Source organism: Acidobacteriota bacterium (assembly GCA_016184105.1).
Classification (GTDB): Bacteria; Acidobacteriota; Vicinamibacteria; order Vicinamibacterales; family 2-12-FULL-66-21; genus JACPDI01.
Genome location: JACPDI010000061.1, coordinates 1 through 16,064 on the forward strand (window position 1 = coordinate 1; position 16,064 = coordinate 16,064).

Here is a 16,064-nt window from a genome sequence, read left to right on the forward strand (position 1 = left end):
GTCAATCCGATTACGGCCGACGACGGAACGATCTCCGGCTTCCTCGCAATCCAGCGGGACATCACGGCGCGCCGCCAGGTCGAAAACGCGCTGCGGGAGAGCGAGGCCTTGTTCCGGCGCGTCTTCGATGACCTCCCGGTCGGGACGGCACTGGTGGCGGCCGACGGCCGCTTTCACCGGGCCAACAAGGCGTTCTGCGCGATGATGGGGCGCTCCGAAGCGGAGCTGAAGGAGCTGACCTCCGCCGACATCACGCACCCGGACGATCGGCCCTCCTCCCTGGCGGCCATCCGCGATCTGCGCGAGGGGCGCATCGACCACATTTCGATGGAGAAGCGGTACGTCCGAAAGGACGGCGCGACGGTGTGGGGCTCGATCTCGGTGCGCCTCATCGACGATGCCGACGGTCGTCCGCTCTGGACCATGCCGGTCGTGGTCGATGTGACCGAACGGCAGCGGCTGGAGCAGCAGCTCCGCCAGTCGCAGAAGATGGAAGCGGTCGGCCAGCTCGCAGGCGGCATCGCGCACGATTTCAACAACATCCTCACCGCGATGATGGGCTATTGCGAGCTGCTGCTGGACCAGGCTCCGCCAGAAAGTCCGGCGGCGATCGACCTGGAGCAGATCCTCGAGGGAGGGAAACGCGCCGCGGCGCTCACGCGCCAGCTCCTCGCCTTCAGCCGCAAGCAGGTGCTGCGGCTGGAAGTCGTGGATCTCAACGAGGTGCTCGGACGATTCCAGCAGTTCGCGCGCCCCCTCATCGGCGAAGACATCCGCATGGAAGTGGATCTGGCCGGCGTGCCGGTGCGCACGCGCGCCGACGCGTCGCAGCTCGAGCAGGTCCTCCTGAACCTGCTCGTCAACGCCCGCGACGCGATGCCGGGTGGCGGCCGCATCATCATGCGCACCGACGCAGTCACGATCGGCAGGGACTACGCGAGCCATCACGTGGCCATGGAGCCGGGGGAATACGTGGAGCTGGTCGTCTCCGACACCGGCGCCGGCATGAGCGAACACGTCAAGCAGCACCTCTTCGAGCCCTTCTTCACCACGAAAGAGGCCGGCAAGGGCACGGGCCTCGGGCTGGCGACGATCTACGGCATCGTCAAGCAGATGGGGGGCTTCATCTGGGTCTACAGTGAAGAGGCGCGCGGCACGACGTTCAAGATCTACTTCCCGCGGTGCAAGGAGGGACAGCAGCAACCGGCAGAGCGGCTGGACTGCGGTCTCACGCTCGGCGGAAAGGAGCGCATTCTCCTCGTCGAGGACGACGGCGCCGTGCGGAAGTTCGCATCGGCCGTCCTGAGCCGCAACGGTTACCAGGTCAGCGAGGCGGAAAACGGGGACGCCGCCCTCTCACACCTGCGGGCACTCGTCGACTGGCCCGACCTCGTCGTGACCGACATCGTAATGCCGGGCATGAACGGACCGGAACTGGCCCGGACGCTCGTCTCGGAACGGCCCGACACCAGGGTGCTGTTTACCTCCGGGTATGCGAGCGGGCGGTTCGCGGAGCGCGGCGCGTTCGAGGGCACCCACGTCCTCGAGAAGCCGTTCGCCGCGACCGACCTGCTCCTGCGCGTGCGCGAGGCGCTGGACAGATAGAAGGGCCGGCACCATGCCGGCCCTTCTTGCCCTCATTGCTGGAGGGAGAGGTCGCGCCGGCCGCATTCGCCGACACCTGCCTGCGCGCGCTGCCCCTGGAACGCGACGAGCTGCTGACCCAGCGCGTGCTCGGGTACCTCGAGCAGGACTACTGGAAATTTCTTGCGCCCGCCGAGCGCGTGGGGCTCGCGCCGCGAGTCGAGCACGTACTGCGGGAAGGGCTCGCGCGCCACGACGACGAGCGCGAGATCCACGTGGTTCTCGGCTTTCCACGACATGACGCTGACCGAGGGCGGCATGGCCTGGCTCGAGCGCGTCTGGCGGCGGGAGGAAACGGTGCCGGGGCTCACCTTCTCGGAGACCGACGAGATCGACATGGCGCAGCAGCTCGTGCTTCGTGCCGTGCCGTCGTGGCGTGACATCGCCGACGAGCAGCTGGCCCGCATCACGAACCCGGACCGCGAGGCCCGGTTTGCGTTCATCCTGCCCGCGCTCTCGCCCGATCCGGCCGCACGCGATCGGTTCGTCGCGAGCCTGTCGGACCCGGCCAACCGGCGGCGCGAGCCGTGGGTGCTCGATGGCCTGCGCTTCGTCCGGCACCCGGAACCGTCAGGGCGCGGTCCTGAATCGCCCGATCGTCGCGGCCGATACGCGCCCCAGCCACCGGGACGCGCCGCCGCCGATGACCTTCTGCTCCAACTCATCGAACAGGACGTACGCCACGGGCACGAGCAGCAAGGTCAGGAAGAGGCACAGCGACTGTCCGCCGATGATCGTCACGGCAATGGCCGAACGCTGGCCGCCGCCAATCCCGAGACCGAGCGCGGTGGGCACAAGGCCCGCCAGGATGGCCGCGGTCGTCATGAGGATCGGACGCAACCGCGTGCGGCACGCTTCGATCACGGCCTGGTTCCGAGCGACGCCCCGCGCGCGCAGGACGTTGGTGTAGTCCACCTGCAGGATCGAGTTCTTCTTGACGATGCCGAGCAGGAGCAGCACGCCCAGCGCGCTCCACAGGTTGAGCGTCCGGTTGGTCGCCCAGAGTGTCAGGAGCGCGAAGGGCACCGACAGCGGGAGCGCGAGCATGATCACGATCGGCTGGAGGAAGCTCTCGAACTGCGCCGCGAGCACCATGTACATGAAGATGCTCGCCAGGCCGATCGCGAGGATCAGGTTGGTCGTGGTCTGGTCGAGGATGCGCGTCTGTCCTCCGTAGCGCGCGCCGTATCCCGGCGGCAGGTTGAGCCCCCTGACCGTGGCGCGCACATCGTTTGACGCCTCGTCCAGCGCATGACCCGGCTTCAGATCCGCCATGAACATCAGCTGGAACTGCCGGTTGAACCGCTGGATGATCGTCGGCCCGACCCCCCGTTCGAGGTCGGCGATGTTGTCGATCCGGACCGGCCCGCGCGCCGACGGCACGGTGAGCTTGCCCACCGCTTCCATGTCGCGACGCTGGCTTTCCAGCACGCGCATCTTCACGGGATACTGCTCGCCCCCCTCCCGGTACCACGAAATCTCGTCGTCACCGGCGACCATCAGCCGGAGCGCGCGCGCCACCGTCGAGATGCGCACGCCGAGGTCGGCCGCGCGCTGCCGGTCGACGTCCACGCGGATCTCCGGGTTGCTGATGTTGACCGTGACCTTTTTGTCCGACAGGCTCTCGAGCTTCTGCGACTCCTCGAGCAGCCGCATCGTGTAGTCGGCCAGCGTGGGCAGATCGGGGCCGAGCAGGTTCACGTTGATCGGATACGCGCCCGTCTCTCCCCCGCCGAGGGCGCTCTTCTCGATGACGATGGGTTTGAGCGACGGCCGCCGGCCCAGGTACTCGCGCACCTGTGTCACGACCTGCGACTGCGACCGCGTGCGCTCCTCGATCGGCACGAGCTGCACCTGGATGTGTGCGTGATTCGGCCGCTCGAAAATCGTCGGCTCCACGTGCGCCACCTCTTCGATCGCGCCCAGCTCGCGGCTCACGTCAAGCACGATTTCGCTCATGCCCTCGAGCGACATGCCCTCCGGGCCGTCCACCGTGATCTGGAACTCGGACTGGTCCTCGTTGGGAATGAAGGACCGCCCGACGAGCGCGTTGAGTGGAAAGGTGGTCGCGAAGACGAGCAGCGCCACCCCCACGATCACGTGCGGCTTGGCCAGCGCCCACGCGAGCCAGCTCGCGTAGTGCCGATCGAGCCATCCGAACAACCGGCTGTCCTTCGTCCTGTGGCCGGCGCCGCCGTTGCCGAGTTTCAGGAACCGCGAGCTGAGCATCGGCGTGAGCGTGAAGCTCACGACACCATGATCGCAAACGCCATCGTCCAGCCGAACGGGTTGATGAAGCGGCGCGCGTAGCCGGTCATGAACGCCACGGGCAGGAAGATCACGACCAGAGACAGGGTGGTCGCGGTGACGGCCAGGCTCACCTCCTTGGTGCCGGCAATCGCGGCGTCAAACGGCGAATACCCCTTCTCCTCCACATACCGGAAGATGTTCTCGAGCACGACGATCGCGTCGTCAATGACGATGCCGACGGCGAGCGTCAGGCCGAGGAGCGTCATGTTGTTCAGCGTGAAGTCCATCGCGCGCATCAGCGTGAACGTCGAGATGATCGACGCCGGGATGGCCAGCGACGCGATGAGAACCGCGCGGATGTTGCGGATGAAGAGCAGCACGACGAGGCTCGCGAGGAGCGCTCCCCACAGCAGGTGCTCCTCGAGCGACCGCACCGACGCGTAGATGAACTTCGAGTCGTCGCGGGTGACGGCGAGACGGACCGACTTCGGCAGCGTGGACTGGATCTGCTGGAGCTTCTGCTTGATCGCCTCGATCACCGTGACGGTGTTCTGCCCCGACTGCCGGCGGACATCGAGGACGACCGCCTGCCGGCCGTCCAGCCAGGCGCCCGTGCGCGGCGTCTCTTCCGTGTCTTCCACGGTCGCGAGATCGGCGAGCGTGATCGGCGTGCCGCCGACGGTGGCGACGACGATGCGCGCGAATTGTTCGGTGGCCGAGATCCGGCCGAGCGTGCGCAGCGTGAGCTCGGACTTCCCCTGTTCGAGCTTGCCGCCGGGCACCTCGACGTTCTCGGCATCCACCGCGTCACGCACCTGATTGACCGAAATACCGTGCGCGGCGAGCTTCTCGATATCGAGCGTCACGTGCACTTCCCGCGCGCGGCCGCCGGCCAGCGACACCTCGCCCACGCCGTCCACCGTCTCGAGCGCCCGCTTGATCTGCTTGTCGGCCACCTCGGTGAGCGTGCGCAGGCTCATGTCCGAGGCCGAGGCGACGACCGTGAAGACCGGAGCGCTGTCGGGGTCCACCTTCTCGATGATCGGGGGTTGAACCTGTGGCGGCAGGTGGCGCATCGCGCGGGCGACCTTCTCCCGCACGTCCTGCGCGGCATCGTCGATCTCGCGCTCGAGGACGAACCGGCACGTGATCTGGGCGTTGCCTTCCCGCACCGTGGCGAGGAGCTCGTCCACGCCCGACACGCTGCTCAGCGCGGATTCGAGAGGCTCGACGATCGAGCTGTTGACCTCACCGGGACTCGCGCCAGGCAGCAGGACCGTGATGGACACGGTCGCGGGATCGGCCTTGGGGAACAGATCCACGCCGAGATCGCGGAAGCTGAAGATCCCCAGCACCACGAGCGCGGAGACGAGCATCGTCGCGAAGACGGGGCGTTTGACGCACAGTTCTGGTAACGACATATGGGCTTTCGGGGGGCGGGCCGGTCTCAAGTCCTCATTGGTCCACAGTCACGCGCAGGCCGTCGGCGAGCTGTTCGACGTCGGCCGCGACGATCCGATCGCCGGCGCGGACGCCCGATGTCACCTCCATGCGCTCGCCGAGACGATCGCCCGTCTTCACCTCGCGGGCGGCGAGGCGGTCGCCTGTCATCACGAAGACGCGGTTGACGCCGTACCGATACTGGAGGGCGCTGACCGGCACGGCCAGAATCCGGTCCACGCGGCCGGAGAGGATGCGCGCGCGGGCGAACGTACCCGGTTTCAGGCGGAGGTCGCCGTTCGGCACGATCGCTTCGAGCGGGAAGGCGCGTGTCTGCGTGTTCACCGCGGGGCTGATGCGCGCGACCCTGCCGGCAATCACCGCGCCGGGGTACGCATCGACGCGCAACTCCACGTGCTGCCCGACGTGCACCCAGGGGGCCATGCGCTCGGGCACTTCACCGGTGGCCTTGAGCGGGTCAACCTTCACCAGGCTCATCACCGGCGTCTGCACCCGCACGAACATGCCGGGCGCAACCAGCCGCTGCTGGATGTACCCCCCGAACGGCGCGCGCACCAGCGCATCGCGCAGCTCCCGCTCGGCCAGCCGCGCGTTCGCCGCTCCGGCGTCGATGTCGGCGCGCCGGTTGCGCGCGTCCTGGAGCGACGCCTCGTAGCCGGCGGCGGCCGCCCGGTAGCGCGATTCCGCGTCGTCCAGCTGCTGGTTCGGCAGCAGCCCCCGGCGGCTCAACTCGCGCGCGCGCTTCACCGCCTGCTCCGCCTGCGACAGCCCGGCGGCCGCTTTCTGCACCTCGGGTGTCGCCTCGAGCGGCCGCAGCGGCTCGCCGTTCTGCCCCTCCGCGCCGTACCGGGCGCGCGCGCGCTCCAGCGCCGCGCGGCTCGCATCGTAGCGGTATTCGAGCTTTTCGCGATCGAGCTCCACGAGGACGTCGCCGGCGGCAACGCGATCGCCCAGGTCGGCGCGGATTCGGCTGACCTTCCCTTCGACTTCGGCCGATACGGTGACTTCTTCGGACGCCTGCAGGGTCGCGACGATGTCGATCGTCCGGCGGACGGTGTCCTGTTGGACGGTCACGGTCTTGACGCGCCGCGGAGGGGCTGCGCCTCGCGATTGCGCGCTGCCGGTGCCGGAACAGCCGGCGGCCAGGATCGAGCAGGCTCCGAAAAAGGGCAGGAAAAGGGCCAGAACGGCACGAGACATGAAACACGGCCTCCGGATCAGGGATTGAGAACGCACAGTATACGCGCCGACGTACCCACACGCCGCGGCGGCCCCGGACACACCGGCCGGCTCGGCCAGGCGCGGGCGCTGCTCGGCTGGCCCGCTCCTTCCACGTACCATAAGTACAAGACAGGGGACCACGGCGCGCTGCCCTATGACACGCTTGTCCGTAAGGGGGACAGTCACACTTTCCGAGCAGCGGCCCAGGAAAGTGTGACTGTCCCCCTTATTCGTTCAGGGTCTTCCCGAGCGCGACAGCTCGTGCGTCTCGCCCGGAAAACACACCATGACCACGGGGCGCTTCAGGTACTTCAGCGCGCGGAACATCTGCTCGCCACCATCCGACGGCGGCGTGCGGAAGTCATCTTCCCCTTCGATCAACATCAGCGGCGTGGTCACCTTCGCGATATAGGTAATCGGCGATCGCCGGACGAAGTCCTGCGGGGCCTCCCACGGCGCCGCCTTGAACCACGTCGGCTGGAACAGCGTGAAGTCGGCGGTATGCCAGAAGCCGGCCCAGTCCGCGATCGATCGTTGCGACACGGCGGCGGCGAATCGATCCGTGTGCCCGATCGCCCAGTTCGTCAGCACGCCTCCGCCGCTGCCGCCCGTGATCCCGAGGCGCTTCTCGTCGATGTAGCCGCGCTTGAGGATCGCGAGGGGGAGACCGCCCCGATGCCGCCGTCGATACTCGCAATCTTGATGATGTCGCCGCCGGTCGCGGGCACGGCGTAGAGGTCGCTGTCCTGCGGATGGTAGTACGGCTCCTCGACGCGGTTCGACGTGAAGTAGATCCATTTTCCGTCCGGGGACCAGACCGCGCCCTGCTCGTCGAAGCCGCCGAACGTCAGCTGCCGCCCGCGGGCAGGGGCGGCCGCGGCGCCCGCGACATCAATCGTCCAGATGTGCGTGTGTCGCGCCGGATCGCCGTATCCCCCGCCGTTCGATCGGTAGGTGGCGCGCGTGATCACCCGGACGTCGCTCGTACGCTCGTCGTCCTTCTTCGGCCGGTCTTTCGGCAGCTCGTCCTTCGGTCCGGTGCTGCTCGTGAACGCAATCGTCTTCCCGTCTGGGGACCAGGCGAACGCGCCGGCGCCGCGCGGCGCGTCGGTGAGCGGGCGCGTTTCCCCGCCGCTCATGTCCAACAGGAAAATCTGCCCGGGCTGAGGACGCCCATCTTTCATCGGCGCCCGCAGGAAGGCGATCTGCCGCCCATCGGGCGACCACCGCGGTACGGTGTCGCGCGTCCCGCTGGTCAGCGGCCGCGGCGAGCCGCTGCCGTCCACCGGCACAATCCAGATGGCCGTGTCGTACGCGTCTTGTTTCTCGTTGACCGTGACGCAGACGAACGCGACCTGGCGGCCGTCGGGCGATACCCTGGCGTCGCCGATCCAGGTGAATTTGAAAAGGTCGAGCTCGGTGATGCCACGCGTGCCGGCTTGCGCGATGGCAGCCGCGGCGAGGATGCCGATGACAAGTGTCGCGGCCTTACGACGTCGGAATATGGACGCTCCTTGAGGTCGTTCATTCTACGGTACGAAGGCGGGCCAGCGCTGAGCCGGCCCATCGCGTGGTTGCCAACTCGTGCAGGCGAACGACGGCGCCCTCGCGAGCGATTGTTTCTGACAGTGCCGCCAGCTTTTCAAACTCGTCCTGAAAGCGTCTGGCATCGCGCCGTGCGTCCCGGAGGCGGAGCACCAGCCCTCGCAGCTTGCCTTTGTCGTTCGTCTCGGGCAGCGCCGCGAGCCTCGCGTCGATTTCACGGCAGATTTCTTCGCGTTCCGCGTCAGTTTTCCAGGAGACCACGCTCACGCGCTCTGCCGGAGCGTCGAATCGTGCCTTCGGGCATGCATCTCGCACGGCGTCTGGTCCAGCCGGTCTGCGACATGACCGCAGGACGGGCGTCCCTTATGTCACAACTGCTCGGCTCGGCCAACGGTGTCGGCGAAATGAGAGTCCCTCAGGCGCCGCTCGGGATCATCGTGGTCATGGACGAGCAGCCCGGCGTCGTGAGGGACACGCTCGACGCCGCGCGGTTTGCGACCCTACAGCTCGACAGCGGCACGTTCGTGCCTGACGGCGTCCCCTCGCGAGAATGCGTGCGGGCGATGATCGACCAGCTCCTTGCGGCCACCGACTGGATCGCCGCCCGGCAGGAGCTTGCGGGGCTGGGTGTCGGCATTTTCGGGTCGGCCGCCGGCGGGACCGCCGCGCTGGCGGCGGCCGCCGAACGTCCCACCGCGTTCCGCGCCATCGTCGCTCGCGACGGCAGACCAATGCTGGGCGGCTCCGCGCTCGGCGGCGTCCTCGCGGCGACGCTGCTCATCGCCGACCGACAAGACGACGCGTCCGTCGCGTTCAGCCAGGACGCGATGGCGCGGGTTCAGGGGATCGCCGAGCTGGAGATCATCGGCGCGACCGATGCCGGCACGGCCGCGCACGTCGCCAACCTCGCCCGCCGCTGGTTCGCCCGGTTTCTGCAATAGGTTCAGGGTTCGGTTCAGGGCCAGAACCCAGAACCCCGGCCCCTGCTCACCGTATATTGAGGGTTGGAGGCCCTTCATGAAGGCGTTACGACGCTTGCTCGGCCTGGTGCTGGCCCTCGCGCTGCCGTTCGCCGCCGCGTGCGACATCGTCGGCGGGTTCGAGCGGGAGACGGAAACCGAGCCGTGGTCGAGGACTTATCCGTTGGCTGCCGGTGGACAACTCGAGGTCTCGAACGTCAACGGCCGGATCCAGTTGACGGGCGGAGAGACCGATCGCGTGGAGATCCGGGCGGAAAAGATTGGCAAGGGGGCGACGCCTGATGCCGCCCGCGAGATGCTCAAGCGGATCGAGATCCGCGAGAGCGTCGCGGCGGATCGCGTGCGGATCGAGACCAAGCTGAATCGCTCCGGCGGCCTGAACATGGGCAACGGCGAGGTGCGCTACACGATCAGGGTGCCAGCCGGCGCGAACGTGAAGCTGGAGACGGTCAACGGCGGCATCGAGGTCGACAACGTGCGGGGGCGGACGGAGCTGGAGACCACGAATGGCGGCATTGTCGCCCGGCGGATCGCGGGCGGGCTGGACGCGAGCACGACCAACGGCGGCGTGGAAGCGGAACTCGAGGCGCTCAACGCCGATGGCGTGCAGATGGAATGCACGAACGGAGGCCTGCGGCTGCGGCTGCCGCGGGACGCCCGTGCCGACGTGAGCGCGCGCATCACGAACGGCGGCATCAGCGTCGAGGGCATCCAGCTCGAAACGATCGGCGAGCAGTCGAGACGCCGGCTCGAAGGGCGCCTGAACGGCGGCGGGGCGCGCATCCGCCTGGAAGGCACGAACGGCGGCATCCGGATACACGGGAAGTAAGGCTCCCCGCGGAACGCGCAGCAGGCGCAGAATCAGCCGGGTTTTCTGCGCCGTCGGCGACGGGCAGCTCGACCGTGGTAAGATTCCCATGCCCCGTCGAGGAGCCCGCTGAATGGAACGCTGCCCTGCGTGCGGCTCGTCTCGCGTTTATCCGTCCCGACGCCGGTCGGCCGGGGAACGGTTGCGCCATCTGCTGACCGGCAAGCAGCCGTATCGCTGCCACCAGTGCGAATGGCGCGGCTGGGCAGCCGTGACGCTGCGCCCGCGCGACCGCGACGAGACGCTCCCGGACGAACTGCGCACCTCCGGCCCTCACGCCACCGTCAAGCCTGCGGAGCTGGATCAGCTCGACCCCCGTTAGCCGGCCTGCCCGTTTCGCCCCGGTTTCGACTCGGCAAACCACGGACCGAAGGCTGGTAACATACGGCCAACCGTGCAAGCCACCCTTGGTCACTACCGCGTCGTCGAGCAGATCGGCTCGGGGGGCATGGGGGTCGTTTACCGCGCGCGCGACCAGCGGTTGGAGCGCGATGTTGCGATCAAGGTTCTGGCGAAAGACCGCCTGTCGGACGAGGAATCACGGCGCCAGTTCCGGCGCGAGGCGCTCGCGCTTTCGAAGCTGAATCACCCGAACATCGCGACCATCCACGATTTCAACACCATCGACGGCGTCGACGTGCTCGTGATGGAGCACATCCCTGGCCGGAACCTCGACGCGCTCGTGGAAGACGGGCCGCTGTCCGAACGCGAGGTCGCACGTCTCGGCCAGCAGCTGCTGGCCGCTCTCGAGGCAGCGCACCAGCACGGGGTCATTCACCGCGATCTGAAGCCGGGCAACGTCCGCATCACGCCGGACGGCCTGCTGAAGGTACTGGATTTCGGGCTGGCGCGCGCGCTGCAGCTCGACGCGGAGGCGACCACCGACAGCGTGACCGGCGAGGCGTTCGCCGGGACGCTGCCCTACATGGCGCCCGAGCAGCTGCGGGGCGATCGCATTGATGCGCGAACCGACGTGTACGCGGTGGGCGCGGTGCTCTACGAGCTGGCGACCGGCACGCGCGTGCACGCGGGCCTGTCCGGCGCGCGACTGATGGGCGCGATCCTGGACGACGCGCCGGTTTCGCCACGGGCGCTCAACCCGCGCGTGTCGCAGGATCTCGAGCAGGCGCTCTGCAAGGCGCTCGACAAAGATCCGCAGCTGCGGTACCAGAGCGCGCGCGAGCTGAGGGTAGACCTTGAGCGGCTGCTGGCGCCGGCCAGGAGCGGCACCGCGATTCCGGCGGCCGCCGCGCGCCCGCCGTTCTCGTCGAGGCGTCGGGCCCTGGTCGGCGCGTTTGTCGTCGCAACCCTCGCCGTCACGGGCTGGCTTGCCTACCGCGAGTGGCCGCGGGCCGCCCCCGGACAGCCTCGCGGGTGGATCCTCGTCGCCGACTTCGAGAACGGCACGGGAGACGAGGAGCTGGCGGGCGTGATCCGGGACGGGTTGACCATTCAGCTCCAGCAGTCGCGCTACCTCCACGTGCTCTCGCGCGAGCAGGTCTTCGATGCGTTGCGCCGCATGGAACGCGTGGGCGCGGCCAGCCTCGACGCGGCGACGGCGCTGGAGCTGGCGCAACGCGAGGCCATCCCCTTGTTGCTCACGGGCACCGCGTACACACGCGGCGATGCGACGTGGATCGCCGTGCAGGGCACCGACACGGTCCGGCACGCCGCCCTCTTCACCGAGACGACGCAGTTCCGCAGCGAGAGCGAGCTGTTCGACAGGCTCGACAGGCTCGCTTCGCGCGTGCGCGAGCACCTGGGCGAATCGCTGAGCGGCATCGCGCAAGACAACCAGCCGCTCGCGAAAGTGACGACGCGGTCGCTCGACGCGCTGAAACTGTATTCGCGCGCGTCCGAGAAGCTCGTCGCCGGCGACGCCGACGCGGCGCTGCCGCAGCTCCAGGCCGCGCTCGACGTGGATCCGAAATTTGCGATGGCGCACATGCTGATCGCACGCGTGTACGAGACCCTCGGCAACCCCGACAGGGAGCGCCAGCACCTGGCCCGCGCATACGAGTTCAAGGAGAGCCTCACCCACCGGGAGCGCCGCCGCGTAGAGGGCAGCTATCACATCGGACGCGGCGAGTACGAAAAGGCCGTGACGAGCCTGACCGCGCTCGTGAATCTGTATCCGTCGGACGTCGAGGCGCGGTACGAGCTGGCGCTCGCGCACCGGAACGAAGGCGAATGGTCGAAGGCCATCGACGAATTGGAAGCGACGATCGCCGCCGACCCATACGTGACGGTCGCTTACGGGGATCTGATGCTGTTCCTCGCGCGGGTGGGTCATCACCAGCGCGCGCGCGCGGTGTACGAACAGGCCCTGCAGCGCAACGCGAGCGGTCCGAAGCTGGATTGGGCGTACGGGATGGTGCTGTTAGGCGAGGGGCGCCCGGACTCCGCGCGCGATCAGTTCAGAAAGCTCGAACGGAGCGAGGTCTACGCGGGCATCGCCCGGCTGTACCTGGCAAGCTCGGACCTGTTGGAAGGACGCGTGCGGGCGGCGACCGAACTCCTGCAGGCAGGCGTGCTCCTCGACCGCAGGTCAAACAACGTCCTGGCCGAATTCATGCGCGGCAACCTGCTGGTCCGCACGCTGGCGCTCGCGGGGCGCCGCGCCGACGCGCGCATGCACCTGGACACGATGTTGAAGGCGGGTGGCCAGCTGGGCCCCAATGAGTTGCGAATCGGGGGTACGCTCCTCGCCGAGTTCGGCGACCTGCCGCAGGCGAGATCGATCCTCCGCATGCTCGATCGCATCCGCCGCGAGGCCCCGAGCCGGTTCGCCGACAGCTGCTACGAGAACCTCACGGGCGAGATCGCGCTCGCGGAAGGACGTGTCGACGATGCGGTGATCGCGTTTACCGCCGCGGCCGCGCACTACAGGCGCGCACTCACCTCCCGGGCGCTGGCACGAACGCATATGGCCCGTCGCGACTGGCCGCGCGCGCGAGGCGCGTGGCGAGAGGCGCTGGCGTTCAGCGGAGACATCCTGCAGGAGGGATTTGCGGCAGACGTGGCGACGGCCCACCTGGAACTCGCACGGGCCAGCCGCCACGCGGGCGATGTTTCGGAAGCGCGAGCGGAGTACGATCGGTTCCTGGCGATGTGGACACAGGGCCACCACCTGCCTCTCGTCCGCGAAGCCGTCGCCGAGCGCCGCGCGCTCGATGCGAGCGCTCAGTAGTCGAACTCGAAATCCCCGCACGGCCACGTCGGGCACGCCGCGAGGGTGCCGTCACGGGCTTCCGAGTTGTACTGCGCGGGCTGGCCGTCGATGAAGACGCGATACCTGTAAAGTCCTTTCTCGCCCTCCTCAATCTTTCTGACGGTGGCGGACATGACCTGGCCGTCTGTCGCCGGCGCCTCGATTGGCGCGATCCCCTCGAAGAGATCCTTCAGCACTCCGCCCCTCTTCAGACGGCGATCGATGGTGATCGTGTGCGCCCCCTCGCAGGAGCCTTCGATGAACCACTTGACCGCGCTGCCGCTCTGGGCGCGAATTTCTCCCGGGACCTTCTCGCGGAGCTTGCACTTGCCGTCCCTCGCATCCAGCCAGACGTAGAGAATCACCGCTTCCTTCAGGAAATCACCTTCAAGGCGGCTCCGGGGCGCCATCCGGCCCTTGTCTGGTTCGGGCCGCTGGGGCTGCGTCTCTCTGTCCGCGGAGCAGGCGACTGTGAGCGCGACGAGCGATGCGACTGCAATTCTTTTCATATGCGGCTCCGGACGCGCGGAGAATAGCGTCAGCGGCGCGCAGGGTCAACCGGGATCTGCATGCCGACAACGAGCCGTACGACCGCACCGTAGCTGTCCACCCCCTCCTCCACCCGGTTCGCCCGCAGGAACGTGTCGTAGGTCGTGTGCGCCGCGGCACGCACGCGTTCGTCGGACTGCGCGACCCGTTCCGCGATACGACGACAGTCGTATTTGGGACCCGCCGCGAGGCGGATCTGCACGCTCTTGCGCTCCCGTTCGGGGATGGCGCCGAGCAGGTGCGGGTACAGGGCCAGCCAGCCGCTGTACTGCGCGCGCGCGTCGCCGCGCATGCAAGTGAGCCACCCGAAGAACCCCGCCTCGGCCTCGTTGGCGAGGCCCGCAAGGTGTCCCCATTCGTGGGCAAGCGCGGCGGGCTGCTCGACGTCCAGGAGCGTGGGCGCGAGCAGCGTCTCGAGAAAGAACGGATCCGTCATGCCGTCGATCCCGGCGCGGACGAAATACGGCGCCAGCCACGTCTGCTTGGGGCGCGCGGGCAGGGGCGGGGCGAGGTCGAGCGTCAGGGCGGCGCGGTCCATCGCCGGCGCGAGCGATCGCGCGAGCGTCTCGAGGTCGGGGGCCGGCGTGCCCTGCACCTGCCCGTGCAGCCGGTTCATCTCCGTCACCGCCCGGCGCGCCATCGCGACGACATTCGCGGGGGTGACGCGCGCGCGATCGTGCTCGGGCCGGTCCTCCACGGGGCTCCGCCGATAGTTCAGGCCCCACGTGGCGAGGAACACCATCCAGGCAATCGCGATGAAACACAGCAGATTCAGGACGCGGCCGCGGCGGACGAGCAGCACCAGGGCCACGAAGGCACCGAGCGCCAGCGCGACATCGAACAGCGCGATGGTGGTGGAATTGCTGAACGACGTCAGCACGTGCTGCACGTGCGGGTAGATCGCCCTGGAATACCGGTCTTCGATCAGTTCCGGTGGGAACGGGGCCATCCCCGCACAGATCGCGATGACGATGATCGAGATCCGCCGCATCAGCGCGGAACGGCCCCCTCAGGCCGCTCGTGCGTGATCAGGCGGACGGCGCGCTGCTGGGTGAAATACGCCCACGCCCACTGGAAGAAGACCACGACGCGGTTGCGGAAGCCGGTCAGCTTCATGATGTGCACGAACAGCCAGAGCAGCCACGCGACATGGCCGGTGAACTTCAGCCGCCCGAAGTCTGCCACGGCGGCGGCGCGGCCGATGGTGGCGAGGCTCCCGGGGTCATGATACGCGAACGGCTGCCGCGCCTCGCCGCGGAGCGTGCGCAGGATGTTTTTGACGGCGTGCTGCGCCTGTTGCATGGCGACGGGAGCCACCCCCGGCAGCGGCTTGCCGTCCGGCGTGTGCGTAAAGGCGGCGAGATCGCCGACGACGTAGATCTCGGGATGTGATGGGACGGTGAGATCCGCGTTGACGGCCACGCGTCCGGCGCGATCGACCGGAGCGCCGAGCGCCGCGCCAAGCGGCGAGGCTGACACCCCGGCCGCCCACAGCACCGTCGCCGCCTCAATCCGCTCCCGCCCGATCGCGACGCCGCCTTCGTCGATCCCGGTCACGAGGGCCCTGGTGCGCACATCCACGCCGAGCCGCGCCAGCGCGCGCGTGCCGAACCCGCGGAGACGCGCGTCGAACGATGGCAGCACGGTGGGGCCGCCTTCGAGCAGGATGATGCGGGCCTGCCGGGGATCCACGCTCCTGAAATCGCGGCGCATGTGGCGCGCCAGCTCCGCGAGCGCGCCGGCCATCTCGACGCCTGTGGGCCCGCCGCCGATCACGACGAACGTCAACCACCGCGCGCGGGCGCGCGCGTCCGGCTCGAGCTCAGCCCTTTCGAATGCCAGCAGCACGCGGCGGCGGATCTCCAGGCCGTCCTCCAGCGTCTTCAACCCCGGCGCGCGCCTCTGCCACTCATCGTGGCCGAAATACGCGTGCGTCGCGCCGGTCGCGACGATCAGGAAATCGTAGTCGCGCGCGCCGCCGTCGGCGAGCCGCACACACGCGCGGGCCGGGTCCACGCCAACCACGTCAGCGAGCAGCACGTTCACGTTGCGCTGCCGTCGGAGCACCCAGCGGATCGGCGAGGCGATGTCGCCGGGCGACAGACCCGCCGTCGCCACCTGGTAGAGCAGCGGCTGGAACACGTGGTGGTTGCGGCGATCGAGCAGCGTGACGTCCAGCCGCGTGCGTCCCAGCGCGCGGGCCGCCGCGAGTCCCCCAAAGCCGCCGCCGATGATGACGACGTGCGCCATGCCTTGGTGATTTTAAGGGGGACAGTCACACTTCTTGAGCGGAGTGGATCAAGAAGTGTGACTGTCCCCCTTTTGCTCCGTAGTA

General features: G+C 68.5%; 15 protein-coding genes. 5 read left to right on the forward strand and 10 right to left on the reverse strand.

Going from position 1 to position 16,064, the window contains the following annotated elements; all coding sequences use genetic code 11:
- A partial coding sequence (locus HYU53_18645; protein MBI2223213.1) for a PAS domain S-box protein occupies positions 1–1,605 on the forward strand: 1,605 nt, incomplete at its 5' end.
- 32 nt (positions 1,606–1,637) lie between these two features.
- Here the strand turns inward: HYU53_18645 and HYU53_18650 are convergent.
- The 7 genes from HYU53_18650 to HYU53_18680 form a co-directional block, all read right to left on the reverse strand.
- Positions 1,638–2,087 (reverse strand): hypothetical protein, encoded by a 450-nt coding sequence (locus tag HYU53_18650; GenBank protein ID MBI2223214.1) that lies wholly within the window; start codon positions 2,085–2,087, stop codon positions 1,638–1,640.
- A 127-nt stretch (positions 2,088–2,214) separates the two neighbouring features.
- On the reverse strand, positions 2,215–3,894 hold the full coding sequence (locus HYU53_18655) for an efflux RND transporter permease subunit (GenBank protein ID MBI2223215.1): 1,680 nt from the start codon (positions 3,892–3,894) through the stop codon (positions 2,215–2,217).
- Complete coding sequence (locus tag HYU53_18660; protein MBI2223216.1) at positions 3,891–5,315, reverse strand: efflux RND transporter permease subunit; 1,425 nt, start codon at positions 5,313–5,315, stop codon at positions 3,891–3,893. The genes HYU53_18655 and HYU53_18660 overlap by 4 nt, the downstream gene beginning before the upstream one ends.
- A 34-nt stretch (positions 5,316–5,349) precedes the next feature.
- Positions 5,350–6,555, reverse strand: coding sequence for an efflux RND transporter periplasmic adaptor subunit (locus HYU53_18665; GenBank protein ID MBI2223217.1), 1,206 nt, complete (start codon positions 6,553–6,555; stop codon positions 5,350–5,352).
- Positions 6,556–6,810: 255 nt separating this feature from the next.
- Positions 6,811–7,167 carry a prolyl oligopeptidase family serine peptidase gene (locus HYU53_18670; GenBank protein ID MBI2223218.1) on the reverse strand — a complete coding sequence of 119 codons (357 nt, stop codon included), beginning with the start codon at positions 7,165–7,167 and terminating at the stop codon, positions 6,811–6,813.
- Positions 7,161–7,862 (reverse strand): PD40 domain-containing protein, encoded by a 702-nt coding sequence (locus HYU53_18675; GenBank protein MBI2223219.1) that lies wholly within the window; start codon positions 7,860–7,862, stop codon positions 7,161–7,163. The genes HYU53_18670 and HYU53_18675 overlap by 7 nt, the downstream gene beginning before the upstream one ends.
- 238 nt (positions 7,863–8,100) lie before the next feature.
- Entirely contained in the window at positions 8,101–8,388 is a 288-nt protein-coding gene (locus HYU53_18680) for a hypothetical protein (protein MBI2223220.1), read from the reverse strand.
- 137 nt (positions 8,389–8,525) lie between these two features.
- Between HYU53_18680 and HYU53_18685 the strand changes: the two genes are divergently transcribed.
- The 4 genes from HYU53_18685 (at position 8,526) to HYU53_18700 (ending at position 13,159) form a co-directional block, all read left to right on the forward strand.
- On the forward strand, positions 8,526–9,062 hold the full coding sequence (locus HYU53_18685) for a prolyl oligopeptidase family serine peptidase (GenBank protein ID MBI2223221.1): 537 nt from the start codon (positions 8,526–8,528) through the stop codon (positions 9,060–9,062).
- Positions 9,063–9,138: 76 nt separating this feature from the next.
- Complete coding sequence (locus tag HYU53_18690; GenBank protein MBI2223222.1) at positions 9,139–9,930, forward strand: DUF4097 family beta strand repeat protein; 792 nt, start codon at positions 9,139–9,141, stop codon at positions 9,928–9,930.
- A gap of 112 nt (positions 9,931–10,042) precedes the next feature.
- The gene (locus HYU53_18695) at positions 10,043–10,291 is read left to right on the forward strand and encodes a hypothetical protein (GenBank protein MBI2223223.1); all 249 of its coding nucleotides are present in this window, start codon (positions 10,043–10,045) and stop codon (positions 10,289–10,291) included.
- A gap of 72 nt (positions 10,292–10,363) precedes the next feature.
- A complete protein-coding gene (locus tag HYU53_18700) occupies positions 10,364–13,159 on the forward strand; it encodes a protein kinase (protein MBI2223224.1) in 2,796 nt (931 codons plus the stop codon).
- Here the strand turns inward: HYU53_18700 and HYU53_18705 are convergent.
- From HYU53_18705 to HYU53_18715, 3 genes are read right to left on the reverse strand one after another with little or no spacing between them, the layout of a single operon-like run.
- Positions 13,153–13,689, reverse strand: coding sequence for a hypothetical protein (locus tag HYU53_18705; protein ID MBI2223225.1), 537 nt, complete (start codon positions 13,687–13,689; stop codon positions 13,153–13,155). The genes HYU53_18700 and HYU53_18705 overlap by 7 nt on opposite strands.
- 29 nt (positions 13,690–13,718) lie before the next feature.
- A complete protein-coding gene (locus HYU53_18710) occupies positions 13,719–14,720 on the reverse strand; it encodes a DUF3810 family protein (protein ID MBI2223226.1) in 1,002 nt (333 codons plus the stop codon).
- Positions 14,720–15,979, reverse strand: a complete 1,260-nt coding sequence (locus tag HYU53_18715) for an NAD(P)/FAD-dependent oxidoreductase (protein ID MBI2223227.1) — start codon at positions 15,977–15,979, stop codon at positions 14,720–14,722. Before HYU53_18715 ends, HYU53_18710 begins: the two co-directional genes overlap by 1 nt.
- Between the last annotated feature and the right edge of the window lie 85 nt (positions 15,980–16,064).